The sequence below is a fragment of the Aeromonas sp. 6P genome (assembly GCF_051919525.1).
GTDB classification, from domain to species: Bacteria; Pseudomonadota; Gammaproteobacteria; order Enterobacterales; family Aeromonadaceae; genus Aeromonas; species Aeromonas veronii.
On the sequence record NZ_JBQBEO010000002.1, the window covers coordinates 4630518 to 4646227 of the forward strand.

Sequence of the window (15710 nt, forward strand, 5' to 3'; positions counted from 1 at the left end):
CATGCGAATGTGGCGTAGTTTATGCCATGCCTTATCTCGGTGGATCCATTGTGTTTTTATATTACTTAATTATGTTTTTTTACTTCTGTGATCTACTGAACAAAGAACACTTACCAGGTCACCCGACCCAAGCATTGATTGGCGACTCACGGGCAACATCTTCAGTAGGTGAACACACCCTACAAAACCAGAATTTTATTATAGCCCTTGTCATATGCCCCCCGAATACAAGTAATTCATATGACGCTCGACGCGTTAGATTCATAACGATATTTTCGTGAGATGGCTCACGTTTGAGAATTTTCTGAATAGCCAAGTGAAATTACGAAATTGAGCCATCTGCCAAGAAGATACAAGATGACGTCATAGTCGTTTTATTTGCCACGTTCTAGATCACGGAGTTCATTATGCAAGCTTATTTCGATCAACTGGACCGCGTCCGTTTTGAAGGCCCTAAAACAGCAAACCTGCTGGCTTTTCGTCACTACAACCCAGATGAACTTGTTCTGGGCAAACGAATGGAAGAACACCTGCGCTTTGCCGCCTGTTATTGGCACAACTTCTGCTGGAATGGCGCAGATATGTTCGGTGCCGGTTCCTTCGAGCGCCCGTGGCTGCAAGCAGGAGATGCCATCGCTCTTGCCAAGAGTAAGGCTGATGTCGCCTTTGAATTCTTTCATAAGCTGAATGTGCCGTATTACTGTTTCCATGATATCGATGTATCACCGGAAGGCTCTTCGGTTAAGGAATACAAAAATAACTTCGCAATAATGACCGAATACCTGGCGCAAAAACAGCAAGAAAGTGGCGTGAAACTGCTGTGGGGTACGGCAAACTGCTTCACTAATGCACGCTATGGTGCGGGCGCGGCCACGAACCCAGATCCGGAGGTCTTCTCCCGGGCTGCAACCCAAGTCGTTGCTGCCATGGATGCAACTCATAAATTGGGCGGCGAGAACTATGTGCTGTGGGGCGGGCGCGAAGGTTATGAGACGCTGCTCAATACCGACTTGCGCCAAGAGCGTGAGCAACTCGGCCGCTTTATGCAAATGGTGGTTGAGCATAAACACAAGATTGGTTTCCGTGGCACGCTGCTGATTGAGCCGAAGCCACAAGAACCAACTAAACATCAGTATGACTACGACGTGGCGACAGTTTATGGCTTCCTGAAACAGTTCGGCCTGGAGAAGGAAATCAAAGTAAATATCGAAGCAAACCATGCAACCCTTGCCGGCCATTCCTTCCACCATGAAATCGCCAGCGCCATCGCACTGGGGATCTTCGGTTCAGTTGACGCAAACCGTGGCGACCCGCAGCTTGGCTGGGATACTGACCAGTTCCCAAGCAGCGTGGAAGAAAATTCGCTGGTGATGTACGAAATCCTCAAAGCAGGGGGCTTCTCTACCGGCGGACTGAACTTTGATGCCAAGGTACGTCGTCAAAGCACTGATAAATACGACCTGTTCTATGGTCACATTGGTGCGATGGATGTGATGGCGCAGTCACTGAAAATCGCCGCCAGGATGATTGAAGATGGCGAACTCGATAAACGCGTAGCGAAGCGCTACGCCGGCTGGAATGGTGAATTCGGTCAGCAAATTCTGAAAGGGCAGATGTCCTTAGCACAGCTTGCAGAGTATGCAGAACAGCACAATCTGGCACCGCAGCATCAGAGTGGTCATCAGGAATTGTTGGAAAACCTGGTTAATCACTACATGTTTGATCGATAAATTTACTGTGCAATAAACAATCATCTACGCGCCACGGTCTTCGTGGCGCGGTCATTAGGAGTGGTAACCATGTACATCGGAATCGATCTTGGAACTTCGGGTGTGAAAGCGATTCTGCTTGGGGAAAAAGGAGAGGTGCTTGCCTCCCGCACTGAACCTCTGAGCGCCTCTCGCCCGCATCCATTATGGTCAGAGCAAGACCCAGAACATTGGTGGCAGGCGACGGATCGGGCAATGAAAGCGCTCGGTGAGCAGCATTCCCTTAGAGAGGTCAAGGCGTTGGGGATTGCCGGGCAGATGCACGGTGCAACGCTTCTGGACAGTAAACAACAAGTTCTCCGCCCTGCCATTTTATGGAACGATGGCCGCAGCGGCGAAGAGTGTGCTCTGATTGAAGCCAAGTTGGAGGATTCCCGTGACATCACAGGTAACCTGATGATGCCTGGCTTTACGGCCCCTAAACTGCTGTGGGTTGAACGCCATGAACCTGAAATTTTTGCGCAAATCAATAAAGTATTGCTGCCGAAAGATTACCTGCGGTTGCGCATAACGGGCGATTTCGCAAGTGACATGTCTGATGCAGCGGGGACGATGTGGCTTGATGTAGCCAAGCGAGACTGGAGCGACAGCATGCTCGATGCCTGCCATTTAAGTCGCCAGCATATGCCTGATTTGTACGAAGGTAGTGAGATCACCGGAGTTATCAAAGCCGACGTCGCACAGGTGTGGAAAATGCCAGCGGTGCCGGTTGTTGCCGGTGGTGGTGATAATGCGGCAGGTGCCGTAGGTGTAGGTATGGTGGATACGGGTCAGGCCATGCTATCGCTTGGCACATCGGGAGTTTACTTCGCTGTTAGCGATGGCTTCCGTAGCAAACCCGAAAGTGCGGTGCACAGCTTCTGCCATGCGTTGCCAAACCGCTGGCACTTAATGTCCGTGATGCTCAGCGCAGCCTCCTGCTTGGACTGGGCAGCAAAACTCACCGGGCTGGGGACCGTTCCTGCACTGCTTGCCGCCGCCGAGAAGTCTAACGAAGCAGCCGATGCAGTGTGGTTCCTGCCTTACCTTTCCGGAGAACGTACTCCGCACAATAACCCGCAGGCAAAAGGCGTGTTCTTCGGATTAACCCATCAGCATGGGCCTGCAGAGCTCGCTCGTGCTGTTCTTGAGGGCGTGGGTTATGCGCTGGCAGATGGCATGGATGCAGTACATTCCTGCGGCATCACACCACTGAGTGTGACACTTATCGGCGGCGGTGCGCGTAGCCCTTACTGGCGGCAAATGCTAGCGGATATCAGCGGGCAAACCCTGGATTACCGCACCGGAGGGGATATTGGCCCCGCACTGGGTGCTGCACGTCTTGCTCAAATTGCTATGTCACCGGGGCAATCTTTGCAATCGCTGCTGCCGCAGTTACCGCTGGAACAGCAGCACAAACCGGATATGGCGCGTCATAAGCTCTACGCCGGGCGCCGACAGGTATTTAGTCAGCTTTACCAGCAGTTGCTGCCATTGATGTCGTGACACTTTCTGTCGTGGTGTCTGAAGATTTAAAGGGCTCGTGATTTCAACTTCCAAGTTGTAATGCCCGCCATCCGGGATTGCTCCCTCATGAAGAGATGTGAATTACTATGACCGATAAGTTAACTCAGCTGAAAACCCTGACCACCGTCGTCGCCGATACCGGCGACATCGAAGCAATCAAGCGCTACCAACCCATCGATGCCACTACTAACCCCTCCCTGATCCTGAAGGCATCAGAGATCCCCGAATACGCAGTGCTGATCGAAGATGCCCTCCATTGGGCCAAATCCCAGAGCCAGGACAAGGCGCAGCAAATCATCGACGCGGGCGACAAGCTGGCGGTCAACATCGGCCTGGAAGTACTGAACATCGTGCCGGGCCGCATCTCCACCGAAGTGGATGCCCGTCTATCTTTCGATACCGACGCCAGCATCGCCAAGGCCCGCAAGCTGATCCGCCTCTACAACGAGGCCGGCATCGCCAACGATCGCATCCTGATCAAGCTGGCCTCCACCTGGGAGGGGATCCGCGCCGCCGAGGTGCTGGAGAAGGAAGGCATCCAGTGCAACCTGACCCTGCTGTTCTCCTTCGCCCAGGCCCGTGCCTGTGCCGAAGCCGGTGCCTTCCTGATCTCCCCGTTCGTGGGCCGCATCCTCGACTGGTACAAGGCCAAGCACAACCGTGACTACAGCGCGGTGGAAGATCCGGGCGTGGTGTCAGTCACCGCCATCTACGACTACTACAAGCAGCACGACTACCCGACCGTGGTCATGGGGGCGAGCTTCCGCAATACCGGCGAGATCCTGGAACTGGCCGGTTGTGATCGGCTGACCATAGGCCCAGCCCTGCTTGAAGAGTTGAGTAAGAGCGAAGGCAACCTAGTACGTAAGCTGAACTACGTTGGTGAGCGCAAGGCAAAACCGGTACCAATGAGCGAAGCCGAGTTCCGCTGGGAACTGAACCAGGACGCCATGGCGGTCGAGAAACTGGCCGAAGGCATCCGCATGTTCGCCGTCGATCAGGGGAAGCTGGAAACCATGCTGGCCAAGCATCTTTGATGCCTTTTACACAAACAGTATGGGCCTCACTAGAGTTCCATTGTAGCAATAATGCGCCAAACACAGTCTTGGTCACCAAATGAAGCAATCGCAGGAGATACAGATGCCTTCTCGTAAAGAGCTTGCCAATGCCATTCGCGCATTGAGTATGGATGCCGTTCAAAAAGCCAACTCCGGTCACCCGGGCGCCCCCATGGGAATGGCAGACATCGCCGAAGTGCTGTGGCGTAGCCACCTCAAGCACAACCCGAACAACCCCAAGTGGGCCGACCGCGACCGTTTCATTCTCTCCAACGGCCACGGCTCCATGCTGCTGTACTCCCTGCTGCACCTCTCCGGTTATGACCTCTCCATCGACGATCTGAAAAACTTCCGCCAGCTGCACTCTCGCACCCCGGGTCACCCGGAGTACGGCTATGCACCGGGCGTGGAAACCACCACTGGCCCGCTGGGTCAGGGCATCACCAACGCCGTTGGTATGGCGATCGCCGAGAAAGCCATGGCTGAGCAGTTCAACCAGCCGGGTCATGACATCGTTGACCACTACACCTATGCCTTTATGGGCGACGGCTGCCTGATGGAAGGTATCTCCCACGAAGCGTGTTCCCTGGCAGGTACCCTGCAACTGGGCAAACTGATCGCCTTCTGGGATGACAACGGCATCTCCATCGACGGTCACGTCGAGGGCTGGTTCACCGATGACACCCCCAAGCGCTTCGAAGCCTACGGCTGGCACGTCATCCCGGCCGTTGACGGTCACAACCCGGAAGCCATCAATGCCGCCATCGAGGCCGCCAAGGCCGAGACCGGCAAGCCGACCCTGATCTGCTGCCGCACCATCATCGGTTACGGCTCCCCGAACAAGTCCGGCTCCCACGACTGCCACGGCTCACCGCTGGGCAACGACGAGATCGCCGCCGCCCGCGCCTTCCTGAAGTGGGATCACGCGCCCTTCGTCGTCCCGTCTGACATCGCCGCCGAGTGGAATGCCCAGGAGAAGGGCACCAAGCTGGAAGCCGACTGGGCTGCCAAGTTTGCCGCCTATGAAGCCGCACACCCGACCCTGGCTGCCGAGTTCAAGCGTCGCACCACTGGCGAGCTGCCGGCCAACTGGGCCGCTGAATCCGCCAAGATCATCGAAGCCCTGCAGGCGAACCCGGCCAAGATCGCCACCCGCAAGGCGTCCCAGAACGCCCTGGAAGCGTTCGGCAAGCTGCTGCCCGAGTTCATGGGTGGTTCCGCGGATCTGGCGCCGTCCAACCTGACCATGTGGTCCGGCTCCAAGTCCCTGACCAATGAAGATGCCTCCGGCAACTATATCCACTACGGTGTGCGCGAGTTCGGCATGTCCGTCATCATGAACGGCATCGCCCTGCACGGTGGCTTCATTCCCTACGGCGCCACCTTCCTGATGTTCATGGAATACGCTCGCAACGCTCTGCGCATGGCCGCCCTGATGAAGCAGCGCGCCATCTTCGTCTACACCCACGACTCCATCGGTCTGGGTGAAGATGGCCCGACTCACCAGCCGGTCGAGCAGATCGCCTCCCTGCGCCTGACGCCGAACATGAGCACCTGGCGTCCCTGTGACCAGGTGGAGTCCGCGGTAGCCTGGAAGCACGCCATCGAGCGCACAGACGGCCCGACTTCCCTGATCTTCTCCCGTCAGAACCTGGCCCAGATGGACCGTACTGCCCAGCAGCTGGCCGACGTCGCCAAGGGTGGCTATGTGCTGAAGGATTGTGCCGGTACCCCGGAGATCATCCTGATCGCCACAGGTTCCGAAGTGGAGCTGGCCGTGGCTGCCTACGTTGAGCTGACCGCCAAGGGTCGTGCCGTGCGTGTGGTCTCCCTGCCGGCCACCGACGTGTTCGACGCCCAATCCGCCGAGTACAAGGAGTCCGTGCTGCCGTCCTCCGTCACCAAGCGCGTCGCCATCGAAGCGGGCATCGCCGACTACTGGTACAAGTACGTGGGCCTGAACGGCAAGATCATCGGCATGCACACCTTCGGTGAATCTGCACCGGCCGAGCTGCTGTTCAAGGAATTCGGCTTTACCGTGGAAAACGTGGTCGCCACCGCCGAATCCCTGTAATCGCTGAACGTTGGGCAGATACCCCCCTGTTGCGCCCCGTCACAGTGCGCAAGTTCATGGTGGGTTTTGAGATGTTGGCATTGACCCAGCGCGATCTGACCCCGGAGAAAGCCGCAGAATGGCTGGGGCTTTCTCCCCCCAAAACTAATGAGGTAACCCCATGACCCCGAGCCAACGCTCCAGCGCCGTTTTTGCCGAGCAGTTTGAACCGCAACCCGACCTACTGATGGTAGCCCCCGGCTGCTTCAACCTCATCGGCGAGCACACCGACCACAACGACGGCTTCGTGCTGCCCTGCGCTATCGACTGCGCCAAAGCCGGGTCCGGGGTGATCGCATGAGAGAGTTTCATCTGCAGAACGAGGCGGGTTTGCGTGTCGGCGTGCTGGACTTCGGCGCGACCCTGACCAGCCTTGCCGTACCGGTCGACGGCCGCTATCGCAACGTGCTGCTGGCGTGCGAACCGTTCGACTACCCCCTCCAGAGCGCTTATCTGGGGGCCATGGTCGGCCGCTTCGCCAACCGCATCGGCAACGCCCGTCTGGCGCGGGACGGCCAGGAGTGGCAGCTGGACGCCAACGAGGGCCCCACCTGCCTGCACGGCGGCAGCCAGTCCCTGCACAACCGTCTCTGGGACCTCGTTGAGCAGGGCGAGGATCGCATCCGCCTGCACACCCTGCTGGCAGACGGGGAGCAGGGCTTTCCTGGCAACCTGGCCGTCGAGCTGGAGTACCGGCTGGAGGGGTTCGACCTAGTGATCGAGATCGGCGCAACCACTGACGCGCCGACGCCAGTCAACCTCACCAGTCACGCCTATTTCAATCTGGACGGGGGCGACGTGCGGGATCACAGAATCACCCTGGCTGCCGACCATTATCTGCCGATCGACGAACTCTTGCTGCCCTTGGAGCGTGCCGGAGTGGAGGGGGTTTTCGACCTGCGCCACGGACGCCGCATCGGTCAGCAGTGGCTCAGCCATCCGCAACAGATGCTGGCGCGCGGCTTTGATCACTGTTTCCTGCTCGACACAACTGAGGATAAACCTGCAGTGACCCTGGTTGCCGGCGATGAGCGCCTGAAGCTAGAGATGTATACTGACCAGCCCGGGGTGCAGCTCTACACCGGTAACTGGCTGAGCGGCACACCGGCCCTCGGCGGCGGTGAGTGGCGCAACCATCAGGGGCTCTGCCTCGAGGCTCAGCAACTCCCGGACAGCCCAAACCGGCCCGAGCTGGGGGATCCCTGGCTCCTGCCGGGCGAGACCTATCGTCATCTCACCCGCTACCGCCTGTTCCCCTCAAATTGAGTCCCTCCCGAGGGCAAAAATGCAGAACCGGGTTGCGCAGTGTTGCCACCCTGGGAAAACGCCCTCGGCGCCCTTCTCCCCCGCGGGAGGGGGGGCTGCTGCTTCTCGAATCAATTAGGTGATGAGAGCGGGACACAGAAGTTGTAAACGATGTGTGGTGGCTGTGGGTCAGCGAAACGCGGTTCTTAAGTTGATACCACATTCATTTGCAGCCGCGCTCAGCTACAGCCCCCGGCTGAGGTAGTTGGCATAGGTGGTCCACTTAAGCTTGTGATGCAGTCCTGCCGGGTCGGGCCATTCAGCTGATTGAATGTCTTGCCGCAGGTTTTGCAACGATAATGCTGTTGTCCCCACGAACGCCCCTAGTGAATGACATGGGATGACTGGCAGCCGGGGCAGGCTGGCAAAATTGAATGCTACGCAGCTAATGCGTTCTGGCAGACGACCTGGAGAAAAAGCGACACTGCGCGTTTATTGCAAAGAGTCGCCACTCACTGATGGCTCGAGTCTTTCTGATCAGTTGCGACAAGGACTGGTCCAGACCATTTCTATGGTTAGACTGCTAGGGAAGGTGCGAACAAGTGGATCGCACCTTCATCATGAGTAATATGCCCACATTTTAAAATTTCATTACTTCAAAATTCGGACGTATTTACTCCAAAATCTGGCTTTTTGCTCCATTATCCCCTTTTTATGGGATTACCTCGCATTTTGGACGCAGCTATCCCATCCCCGTATCATCTGGTCCACTCGAAACAGATTCGCCAGCGTAAACAACATCGCCAGTTGGTTGTCGTTCTTGCGCAGCCCCTTGTACCGTGCTTTCACAAAGCCAAACTGACGTTTGATAAGTCGGAACGGATGTTCCACCTTGGCGCGGACGCTGGATTTGAGCCGCTCAAAAGCAATGACTCCCTTGTTTTTACGAGGATGCTTTTTGAGTTCCTTGAGTTTGCCAGGGCGCATGGCAATCGCCCATTCAGCCTTCACATCGGCCAGCTCTTCACGATGTTCAGCCCCCTGATATCCGGCATCAGCGAACACAAACGCTTCCTTGCCATGGAGCAGATGACCCACCTGATTGAGGTCGTGCTCGTTGGCTGACGTGGTCTCCAGACTGTGAGTCAGGCCACTCTTGGCGTCGACGCCAATATGGGCCTTCATGCCGAAATACCACTGATTGCCTTTCTTGGTCTGATGCATCTCGGGGTCACGCTCTCCACGCTTGTTTTTGGTGGAGTTGGGGGCTTCGATGATGGTGGCATCGACCAGCGTGCCTTGCTTCATCATGATACCAGCGTCACAGAGCCACTGGTTGATGGCGTCGAAGAGTTGGCGAGCCAGTTGGTGCTGCTCCAGCAGATGCCGGAAATTCATGATGGTAGTGCGGTCAGGGATGGCCTGGTCCAGGGAGAGTTTGGCAAACAGACGCATCGAGGCAATCTCGTAGAGTGCGTCTTCCATGGCGCCGTCGCTGAGGTTGTACCACTGCTGCATGCAGTGAATGCGGAGCATAGTGTCGAGTGGGTAGGGACGACGCCCGTTACCAGCCTTGGGATAGACGGGTTCGATGACCTCCAGCATCCTTGACCATGGGAGCAACGCGTCCATGCGAGCCAAGAATATCTCTTTGCGGGTTTTGCGGCGTTTACCATTGAACTCGCTATCCGCGAAGGTGAGTTGGTGACTCATGCTGAACCTCATCCCTGATGCTAAGTGGGGCTCATGATCTCACATCAGGGACTTGTTCGCACCTTCCCTAGGATGAAACTTTATTTTCATGCATCTCGGCCTATGTAGTTTTATGGCCGGATTTAGGATGATACTTTAGCTTCTATTTTGACCGAAAAAACGGCCGTTTTTCTGCTATGTGGGATGAAACTTTATTTTTATCCCACAAGAGCCGCAATTGCGGCTCTTTTTGTTTCGGCTGAGGGGTTACGACAGCCGCAGGTTGGTGATGGTGACCTCGTCGAGGGAGGGCACTATGATGCCGCTGGTGATCCCTTTGGCTATGGCCTGACTGCGGTTCTTCGAGTCGGTCTTGTTGGTCACCTGGGTTAGGTGAAAGTTGACCGTCCGCTCGCTGATGCCGAGGATGGTGGCGATCTCCCAGGAGGTCTTGCCCTCGCTGGCCCAGAACAGGCACTCCTTCTCCCGATCCGATAGTTCGGTCAGGTATTTCATCATATCCGGTCTGCTTTTGATCAGTTGCAGTGCGGAGTTGAAGATGTAGCTGGCGCAGAACGACAGCAGCGGAACATTTTCAAACATCAGGTCGGAGTTGGATTTCTCCTTGGTGATGAATGAGAGGATGCCGTGCTCCCCCTGCGGGGTGTGCAGCGGAAAGGAGACGCCATTGCGTACCCCGAAATCGGCGGCCAGGTTCATCACGTCGCGGCTGGCGCTGGGCAGCCAGGGCGAGTCGCAGTCGAGCTTGTTCCAGAAGATCGGCTGGGTCTGTTTCAGCCCCAGATAGACCACCGGATCCTGGGTCAGATACTGGTTTTCGCTGTAGGCGTCAAACCAGGTGGTCGGACAGTTGTTGAACAGTGCCACGTGGGATTTTTGCATACTGATGGGGAAAATAATCAGCAGCCGAAAGTAATCAAAGCCCATTTGATGACTGAAGCGCTCCAGCAGTTGCTGGATATCGCTGGTTTTTGTTGCCTTGGTGAACTTGTCGATATGTTCCCAGATCGCATCGTTGAGCATTACTTTCTCCTTTTTCGATCTCTATCACACTGATCGAAAAGATTTTTTATCGTTATTTATATTTGTGCGGTGGCTATTGGCGCCACTTATTCCGTGCGTGCTTAAAAATTATCCTGTTTTTGTGCATAAAGGCCAAGAAAATCCTCTCGTTGCCAGTCCGCCCTGCATTTGAGATAATGATAATAGTTATCATTATTAAGATATATTTCAATGAACAAATTATGGGGTGTGGCCCTGCTGCCACTGTCAGTCCACTTTGCTGCCATCGGGGGTGAGCTGGTTGCTCCCGCCCTCAAGAACAGCATAGCTGCCGGGAAAGCCTCCCAGCAGCGGGTGGAAAAAGCCGCCGATGCCGCCGTTGCCGCACGACTGGAGCTGCAAAATGCCCAGCTGCAACTGCGCGACCTCGAAGCCTACAACCGCTACATGCAATCTCTGGTGGCCGATCAGCAAAATGAGCTGGGTAAATTGAGCCAGCAGCTGGAAGCGGTGCAAGAGACCCGTCAGGGCTTGATCCCGCTGATGTTGCAGATGCAGGCAGATCTGGAACAGCTGGTGCAAAACGACATTCCGCTGCGCAAGGAAGATCGTTTGGCGCGGGTTGAACAGTTGAAAGCGACCCTGGCTCGCGCAGACGTTAGCGAGGCGGAGAAATTCCGTCAGCTGCTGCAGGCCTATCAGATTGAAGCCGAGTACGGCAGCCGGATGGACAGCTATTCCGCCGAGCTGGAGCTGGATGGTGCTCCGCGTCGGGTCGATGTGCTGGCGTTGGGTCGGGTCTCCCTGCTGGCGATGACGGCCGATCGTAGTCAGGCATGGCGCTGGTCTGCCGAGGCTAAGCAGTGGCAAGCCCTCGACAGCCAGTGGCTCTCCCCCATCGCCGAGGCGATGGATGTGGCCGCCGACAAGAAAGTTCCCCAGTTGCTCAATGTCCCCCTCTCTGTCAGCCGCAGTCAGGAGGCCCAATCATGAGAGTCACCATGAAGTGGTTCCCCCTCCTTATTGCCCTCTCCTGCGGTACCAACACCGCTGTCGCCGATGAGTGGCAGCAGCAGGAACAGGCTCGTGAACAGCAGGCTCAGCAAGATCTGGCGACCGTTGCCAAGGAGCTCGGCACTGCCCGCGCCAGACTGGCCGAGGCCCAGCGCCTGAGCAAGGAGCTGGCCGGCAAGTTCGCCAGCAACGAGAAGCAGCTGGTCGAGCTCAACGCCCAGTGGGAGCAAGCCTCCGGCGACATGAACGAGATCTTCGCGGTCACCCGTCAGAGCGCCAGCGATGCGGTCAAGCTGCTGAGCGAATCCGCCGTCGAGGGCCAGTACCCGGAGCGTCTCGCCCCGCTGAAAGCCATGGCACAGGATAAACAGGTACCGGATCGTGCCGCTCTCGCCCTGCTGCCCGCCACGCTGCTGCAGGAGATCCGTGAATCTGGCCGGATTGCCCAGTTCAACGGCAAGGTGCTCGATGCCCAGGGGGCTGCCAGCGAGCAGTCGCTGACCCGGGTTGGCAGTTTTGCCCTGCTGGGGAGTGACGGCTTCCTGCAACCGACAGCCGAAGGCTTGAGCCCGGTACTGGGTCTGCCCGGTAGCGTGCTCTCTGCCGTTGCGGCTTATCAGGGTCAGGAAGGGGAAGCGCTGCCGCTGGATCCTTCTCATGGCACTCTGCTGGCGATGCTGGCACAGGCGCCCACCTTCTGGCAGCAGGTACAACAAGGTGGTCAGGTCGGCGCCATTATCGTGCTGCTGGCCGCCATCGGTTTGGGTATCGCTGCGGTACGGCTGTGGAGCCTCTCCCGCGAACTGAGTCGGGTGCGCCGCCAGCTCAAGAGCGGCGAGTATCACGCCGACAACGCCCTTGGCCGGGTGCTGACGGTGGCAGAAAAACACCCCGAGCTGAGCATGGAGACCCTCGAGCTGCGTCTTGATGAGGCGATCCTGCAGGAGACCCCTCGCATGGAGCGCGGCATCGGCATGGTCAAGGTGATCGCGGCCATCGCCCCCATGTTGGGCCTGCTCGGTACCGTGACCGGGATGATCGGTACCTTCCAGGCCATCACCCAGTTTGGTACCGGCGATCCCAAGATCATGGCGGGCGGCATCTCCATGGCACTGGTCACCACGGTACAGGGTCTGGTGGCGGCTATTCCGCTGATCCTGGCCCACAGCCTGCTGCAATCGCGCTTCACTGAGCTTTCCAATGTACTGGAGCAGCAGGTGGCCGGCATTCTGGCCGAGCGCGCCGAGAGCAATAACGGCGGGATGGAGCGAGCAGCATGATGCTCGACATCTGGCAACAGCTGCAGAGTTTCATGGGCCGTGGCGGCCCTGTGCTCTGGGTCATTCTGGCCTTGCTGGTGCTGATGTGGATTTTGATGATCGAGTGGCTGCTCTACCTCAATCTGGGTTTTGGCCCCTTGCAGCAACAGCTGCTCGGCCGCTGGCAGGCCCGCAGCGAGCGCCACAGTTGGCACGCCCGGGCGATCCGCAGCCGCTGGCTGGCGCAGGCAGAGCTGGAACTGAACCGTCATCTGATCTTCATCCGCACCCTGGTGGTGCTCTGCCCCATGCTGGGGTTGCTGGGCACTGTGACCGGCATGATCGGCGTATTCGATGCGTTGGCCGCGGCCAACCGCTTTAACCCGGAGAGCATGGCGGGCGGGATCTCCCGCGCCACCATCCCCACCATGGCAGGCATGGTGGTGGCGCTCTCCGGCGTGTTGTTACTCAGTCGGCTCGAGAGTCAGGCCAAGCGTGCGCTGGCCAAGACCCGGGACGGCCTGCGAGAAGAGAAGGTAATGCAATGAGACGGCAATCCAAACGCCAGCGTGACGAAGTGCAGATCGACATGACCCCCATGCTGGATATCGTGTTCATCATGCTGATCTTCTTTATTGTCACCACCTCCTTCGTGCGTGAAGCCGGGCTCGAGGTACACAGACCTCAGGCCAGTCAGGCCAAGGCGCAGAAATCTTCCAGCATCATGCTGGCGATCGGGGCTCAGGGTCAGATATTCCTCGACCGCAAGCAGATCGATGTGGAGCGGGTACAGGCCACCATCGCCCGTCTGCTGGCAGAGCAGCCCGATGCCAGCCTGGTTATCCAGGCCGATGAGCGGGTGCCCCACGGCAAGGTGGTGCGGGTGATGGATGAGGCCAAGGCGGCGGGTATCGCCAATATCGCCGTGGCGGTGGCGCCGAAATGAAATACAAGCTGATGAGCCTGGGGCTGGGGATTGCCCTCAGTCTGGGCATCCTGCTGTTTATGGCCACGCTGGTTGAACCGCCCCGGGGCGAGAAGGTGGCGAGCGAACAGAAGCCCATCGTCATCAATATGCAGAACGAGGTGACCGAGGTGCAGGTGCGCGAGCGTCCGGTGCCGCAGGAGCCTGAACCTCTGCCAGAGCCTCCCGCGGCATTGGCCTCGACACCGCTGCCGATGCCTGCCGCGGCCCCCTTGGCGGCCGTTGAGCCGAGTCTGGATCTGGTTTCCAGCCTCAGCGCGGTGCAGGTCTATGCCCCCGGTGTGGCGACCAGTACCGCACCGGTATTGAGTGGCAACTACCACGGCCAGCAGCAGGGAGCGGGTATAGGCGCAGGTGACATGCTGATGCCGCTGCAACGGATCGAGCCGGTCTACCCCTATCGTGCCCAGCAGTCAGGGATCGAAGGATTCGTCACCCTGCGCTTTAGCGTGAATGCCGAAGGTGGCGTGCAGGATGTGGAAGTGGTCGAGGCCAAACCCAAGCGTCAGTTCGAGCGGGCGGCCATTCAGGCGATCAACAAGTGGCGCTATCAGCCGAGACCGGGCGCCACCGACAAGCTGGTGCAAGTCATCACGCTAAAATTCAAACTGGAGTCATAACTATGTTGCGGATCTGGATCTGTCTGCTGGCCCTGGTCGGCCAAGCCTGTCTGGCGATGGAGGTCAGCCCTCACTTCTCCCGTCAGCTTGAACCCGTGATGAAGCTCTATCAGTCCGGTCAGTGGCAACAAGCCCAGAGCAAGGCGTCCGGCCTCAAGCCAAATAGCGATGCCGAGCGTGCCTGGCTGGCGCAGTTGCAAGCCTCGCTGGCGGCCAATCTGCAACAGACCGCCCAGGCGAGCCGTTATGTCGAACAGGCCCTTGCCTATAAAGAGTGGCCCGAGCAACAACAGCTCCAGCTGCTGCGACTGCGCGGCGATATTCAGGCCCAGCAATCCAACTGGTCTGGTGCCATCGCCAGCTACAAGGCGGCGCTGGCGCTCAAGCAAGACGATGCGCTGCGCCTGCGTCTGGCTGGTCTCTATTACCACAACAAGCAGTACGGTGACGCCGCCAGTCAGAGCGAACAGTTGTTGAAAAAGGGTTGGCAGAAACAGGCTGCCATCATTCGTCTCTCCGCCCTCACCGCTCAGCAACGTTATGGCGTGGCTGCCGATCAGGCGGCCGAGCTGATCCGTCACGAGCCGACAGAGAGCAAATGGTGGCAGCAGGCGGTGTCGCTCAACCTCTCCGCCAAACGTGGGGATCAGGCGTTGGCTCTGTTGCAAACAGCTATCGACAGAAACCTGATGGATGATGCGTCTGCCCGCAACCAGCTGATCCGTCTCTATGCCTGGCAAGGGCTGCCTTATCGTGGTGCCCGTCTGCTGGAAGCGGCCATGGCCAAGGGACAGATGAAGCAAAGTGCTGAAAACCGCCAACTGCTGGCCCAATTATGGGAAGGTGCCCGGGAGTGGTCACAAGCGGTCGATAGCTGGCAGCTGCTCGCCAACCAGCACGGTCAGCCCAAAGCCGCCATGCGCGCCGCCGAGCTGCTGCTGCAACAGGGCAAGACTGATGCTGCCATGACCCAGCTCGCAGCCATCAAGTCGGTGAAGGGCGAGCAAGGCAATCGCGCCAAAGCGTTGCTGGTGCAGGCACACCTTAATAAGGAGCAGTATGCCCAGGCGCTGGAACTGGCCCGTGAGCTGCAGCAACAGGATAACTGGCAGCAGAAGGCAACCAGCTGGGTCAACTATATCCGGGCACAAAGCGAAGAATTGAGCAAAAAAGCGGCGTAAAAGAGATGCCAAGGGGGTGTTTTGGGGCGTTCAGTTCGCTTTTTCAGCAAACGAACTCATTTTTGCAAAAAGCCCTTGTCATCCCGGCGCGGCTCCCTATAATGCGCCCCTACCAGCACGGCGGAACACGCCAAACTGATGAGCCAGCTTCCTAGCGAAGTGGGCGCCGAAAGAAAAGCGAAAACAATCGCTTGACTTTCGAAGTGAGAAGCGTAATATGCGCCTCCTCAACGCGACAAGCGTGA

At 57.8% G+C, this 15710-nt stretch carries 13 protein-coding genes and 2 pseudogenes; 13 read left to right on the forward strand and 2 right to left on the reverse strand.

What is annotated here, in order from left to right; all coding sequences use genetic code 11:
• The first annotated feature begins 407 nt into the window (after nucleotides 1–407).
• From xylA to ACTG2J_RS21630, 7 genes and pseudogenes are all read left to right on the forward strand, one after another.
• Nucleotides 408–1730: a xylose isomerase gene (xylA, locus tag ACTG2J_RS21600; RefSeq protein ID WP_439997886.1), complete on the forward strand. Its 1323-nt coding sequence runs from the start codon at nucleotides 408–410 to the stop codon at nucleotides 1728–1730.
• A 69-nt stretch (nucleotides 1731–1799) separates the two neighbouring features.
• A complete protein-coding gene (xylB, locus tag ACTG2J_RS21605; RefSeq protein ID WP_439997887.1) occupies nucleotides 1800–3254 on the forward strand; it encodes a xylulokinase in 1455 nt (484 codons plus the stop codon).
• A gap of 107 nt (nucleotides 3255–3361) precedes the next feature.
• Nucleotides 3362–4312 carry a transaldolase gene (gene tal, locus ACTG2J_RS21610; RefSeq protein WP_439997888.1) on the forward strand — a complete coding sequence of 317 codons (951 nt, stop codon included), beginning with the start codon at nucleotides 3362–3364 and terminating at the stop codon, nucleotides 4310–4312.
• Nucleotides 4313–4415: 103 nt separating this feature from the next.
• Complete coding sequence (tkt, locus tag ACTG2J_RS21615) at nucleotides 4416–6407, forward strand: transketolase (RefSeq protein ID WP_439997889.1); 1992 nt, start codon at nucleotides 4416–4418, stop codon at nucleotides 6405–6407.
• Between the two features lie 23 nt (nucleotides 6408–6430).
• A pseudogene (locus tag ACTG2J_RS21620) lies at nucleotides 6431–6571 on the forward strand (UDP-glucose--hexose-1-phosphate uridylyltransferase); the annotation flags it as partial.
• Nucleotides 6568–6714 (forward strand): annotated as a pseudogene (locus ACTG2J_RS21625) (galactokinase family protein); the annotation flags it as partial. The pseudogenes ACTG2J_RS21620 and ACTG2J_RS21625, both read left to right, overlap by 4 nt.
• A gap of 29 nt (nucleotides 6715–6743) precedes the next feature.
• The gene (locus tag ACTG2J_RS21630) at nucleotides 6744–7712 is read left to right on the forward strand and encodes an aldose epimerase family protein (RefSeq protein ID WP_439997890.1); all 969 of its coding nucleotides are present in this window, start codon (nucleotides 6744–6746) and stop codon (nucleotides 7710–7712) included.
• A 699-nt stretch (nucleotides 7713–8411) separates the two neighbouring features.
• On the opposite strand, the gene ACTG2J_RS21635 is transcribed toward ACTG2J_RS21630, so the two are convergent.
• Both ACTG2J_RS21635 and ACTG2J_RS21640 read right to left on the reverse strand, forming a co-directional pair.
• A complete protein-coding gene (locus tag ACTG2J_RS21635) occupies nucleotides 8412–9404 on the reverse strand; it encodes an IS5 family transposase (RefSeq protein WP_439997891.1) in 993 nt (330 codons plus the stop codon).
• A 246-nt stretch (nucleotides 9405–9650) separates the two neighbouring features.
• Nucleotides 9651–10427, reverse strand: a complete 777-nt coding sequence (locus tag ACTG2J_RS21640) for a helix-turn-helix transcriptional regulator (protein ID WP_005357256.1) — start codon at nucleotides 10425–10427, stop codon at nucleotides 9651–9653.
• 210 nt (nucleotides 10428–10637) lie between these two features.
• On the opposite strand from ACTG2J_RS21640, the gene ACTG2J_RS21645 reads away from it, so the two are divergent.
• The 6 genes from ACTG2J_RS21645 to ACTG2J_RS21670 are packed head-to-tail and all read left to right on the forward strand — an operon-like array spanning nucleotide 10638 to nucleotide 15465.
• Complete coding sequence (locus ACTG2J_RS21645; RefSeq protein WP_180349318.1) at nucleotides 10638–11399, forward strand: DUF3450 domain-containing protein; 762 nt, start codon at nucleotides 10638–10640, stop codon at nucleotides 11397–11399.
• Entirely contained in the window at nucleotides 11396–12700 is a 1305-nt protein-coding gene (locus ACTG2J_RS21650) for a MotA/TolQ/ExbB proton channel family protein (RefSeq protein WP_368176259.1), read from the forward strand. Before ACTG2J_RS21645 ends, ACTG2J_RS21650 begins: the two co-directional genes overlap by 4 nt.
• Nucleotides 12697–13227, forward strand: a complete 531-nt coding sequence (locus ACTG2J_RS21655; RefSeq protein ID WP_368176258.1) for a MotA/TolQ/ExbB proton channel family protein — start codon at nucleotides 12697–12699, stop codon at nucleotides 13225–13227. The genes ACTG2J_RS21650 and ACTG2J_RS21655 overlap by 4 nt, the downstream gene beginning before the upstream one ends.
• Complete coding sequence (locus tag ACTG2J_RS21660; protein WP_005339369.1) at nucleotides 13224–13625, forward strand: ExbD/TolR family protein; 402 nt, start codon at nucleotides 13224–13226, stop codon at nucleotides 13623–13625. Before ACTG2J_RS21655 ends, ACTG2J_RS21660 begins: the two co-directional genes overlap by 4 nt.
• Nucleotides 13622–14284: an energy transducer TonB gene (locus ACTG2J_RS21665; protein WP_005339371.1), complete on the forward strand. Its 663-nt coding sequence runs from the start codon at nucleotides 13622–13624 to the stop codon at nucleotides 14282–14284. Before ACTG2J_RS21660 ends, ACTG2J_RS21665 begins: the two co-directional genes overlap by 4 nt.
• A gap of 2 nt (nucleotides 14285–14286) precedes the next feature.
• Nucleotides 14287–15465, forward strand: coding sequence for a hypothetical protein (locus tag ACTG2J_RS21670; RefSeq protein WP_151286459.1), 1179 nt, complete (start codon nucleotides 14287–14289; stop codon nucleotides 15463–15465).
• The last annotated feature ends 245 nt before the right edge of the window (nucleotides 15466–15710 follow it).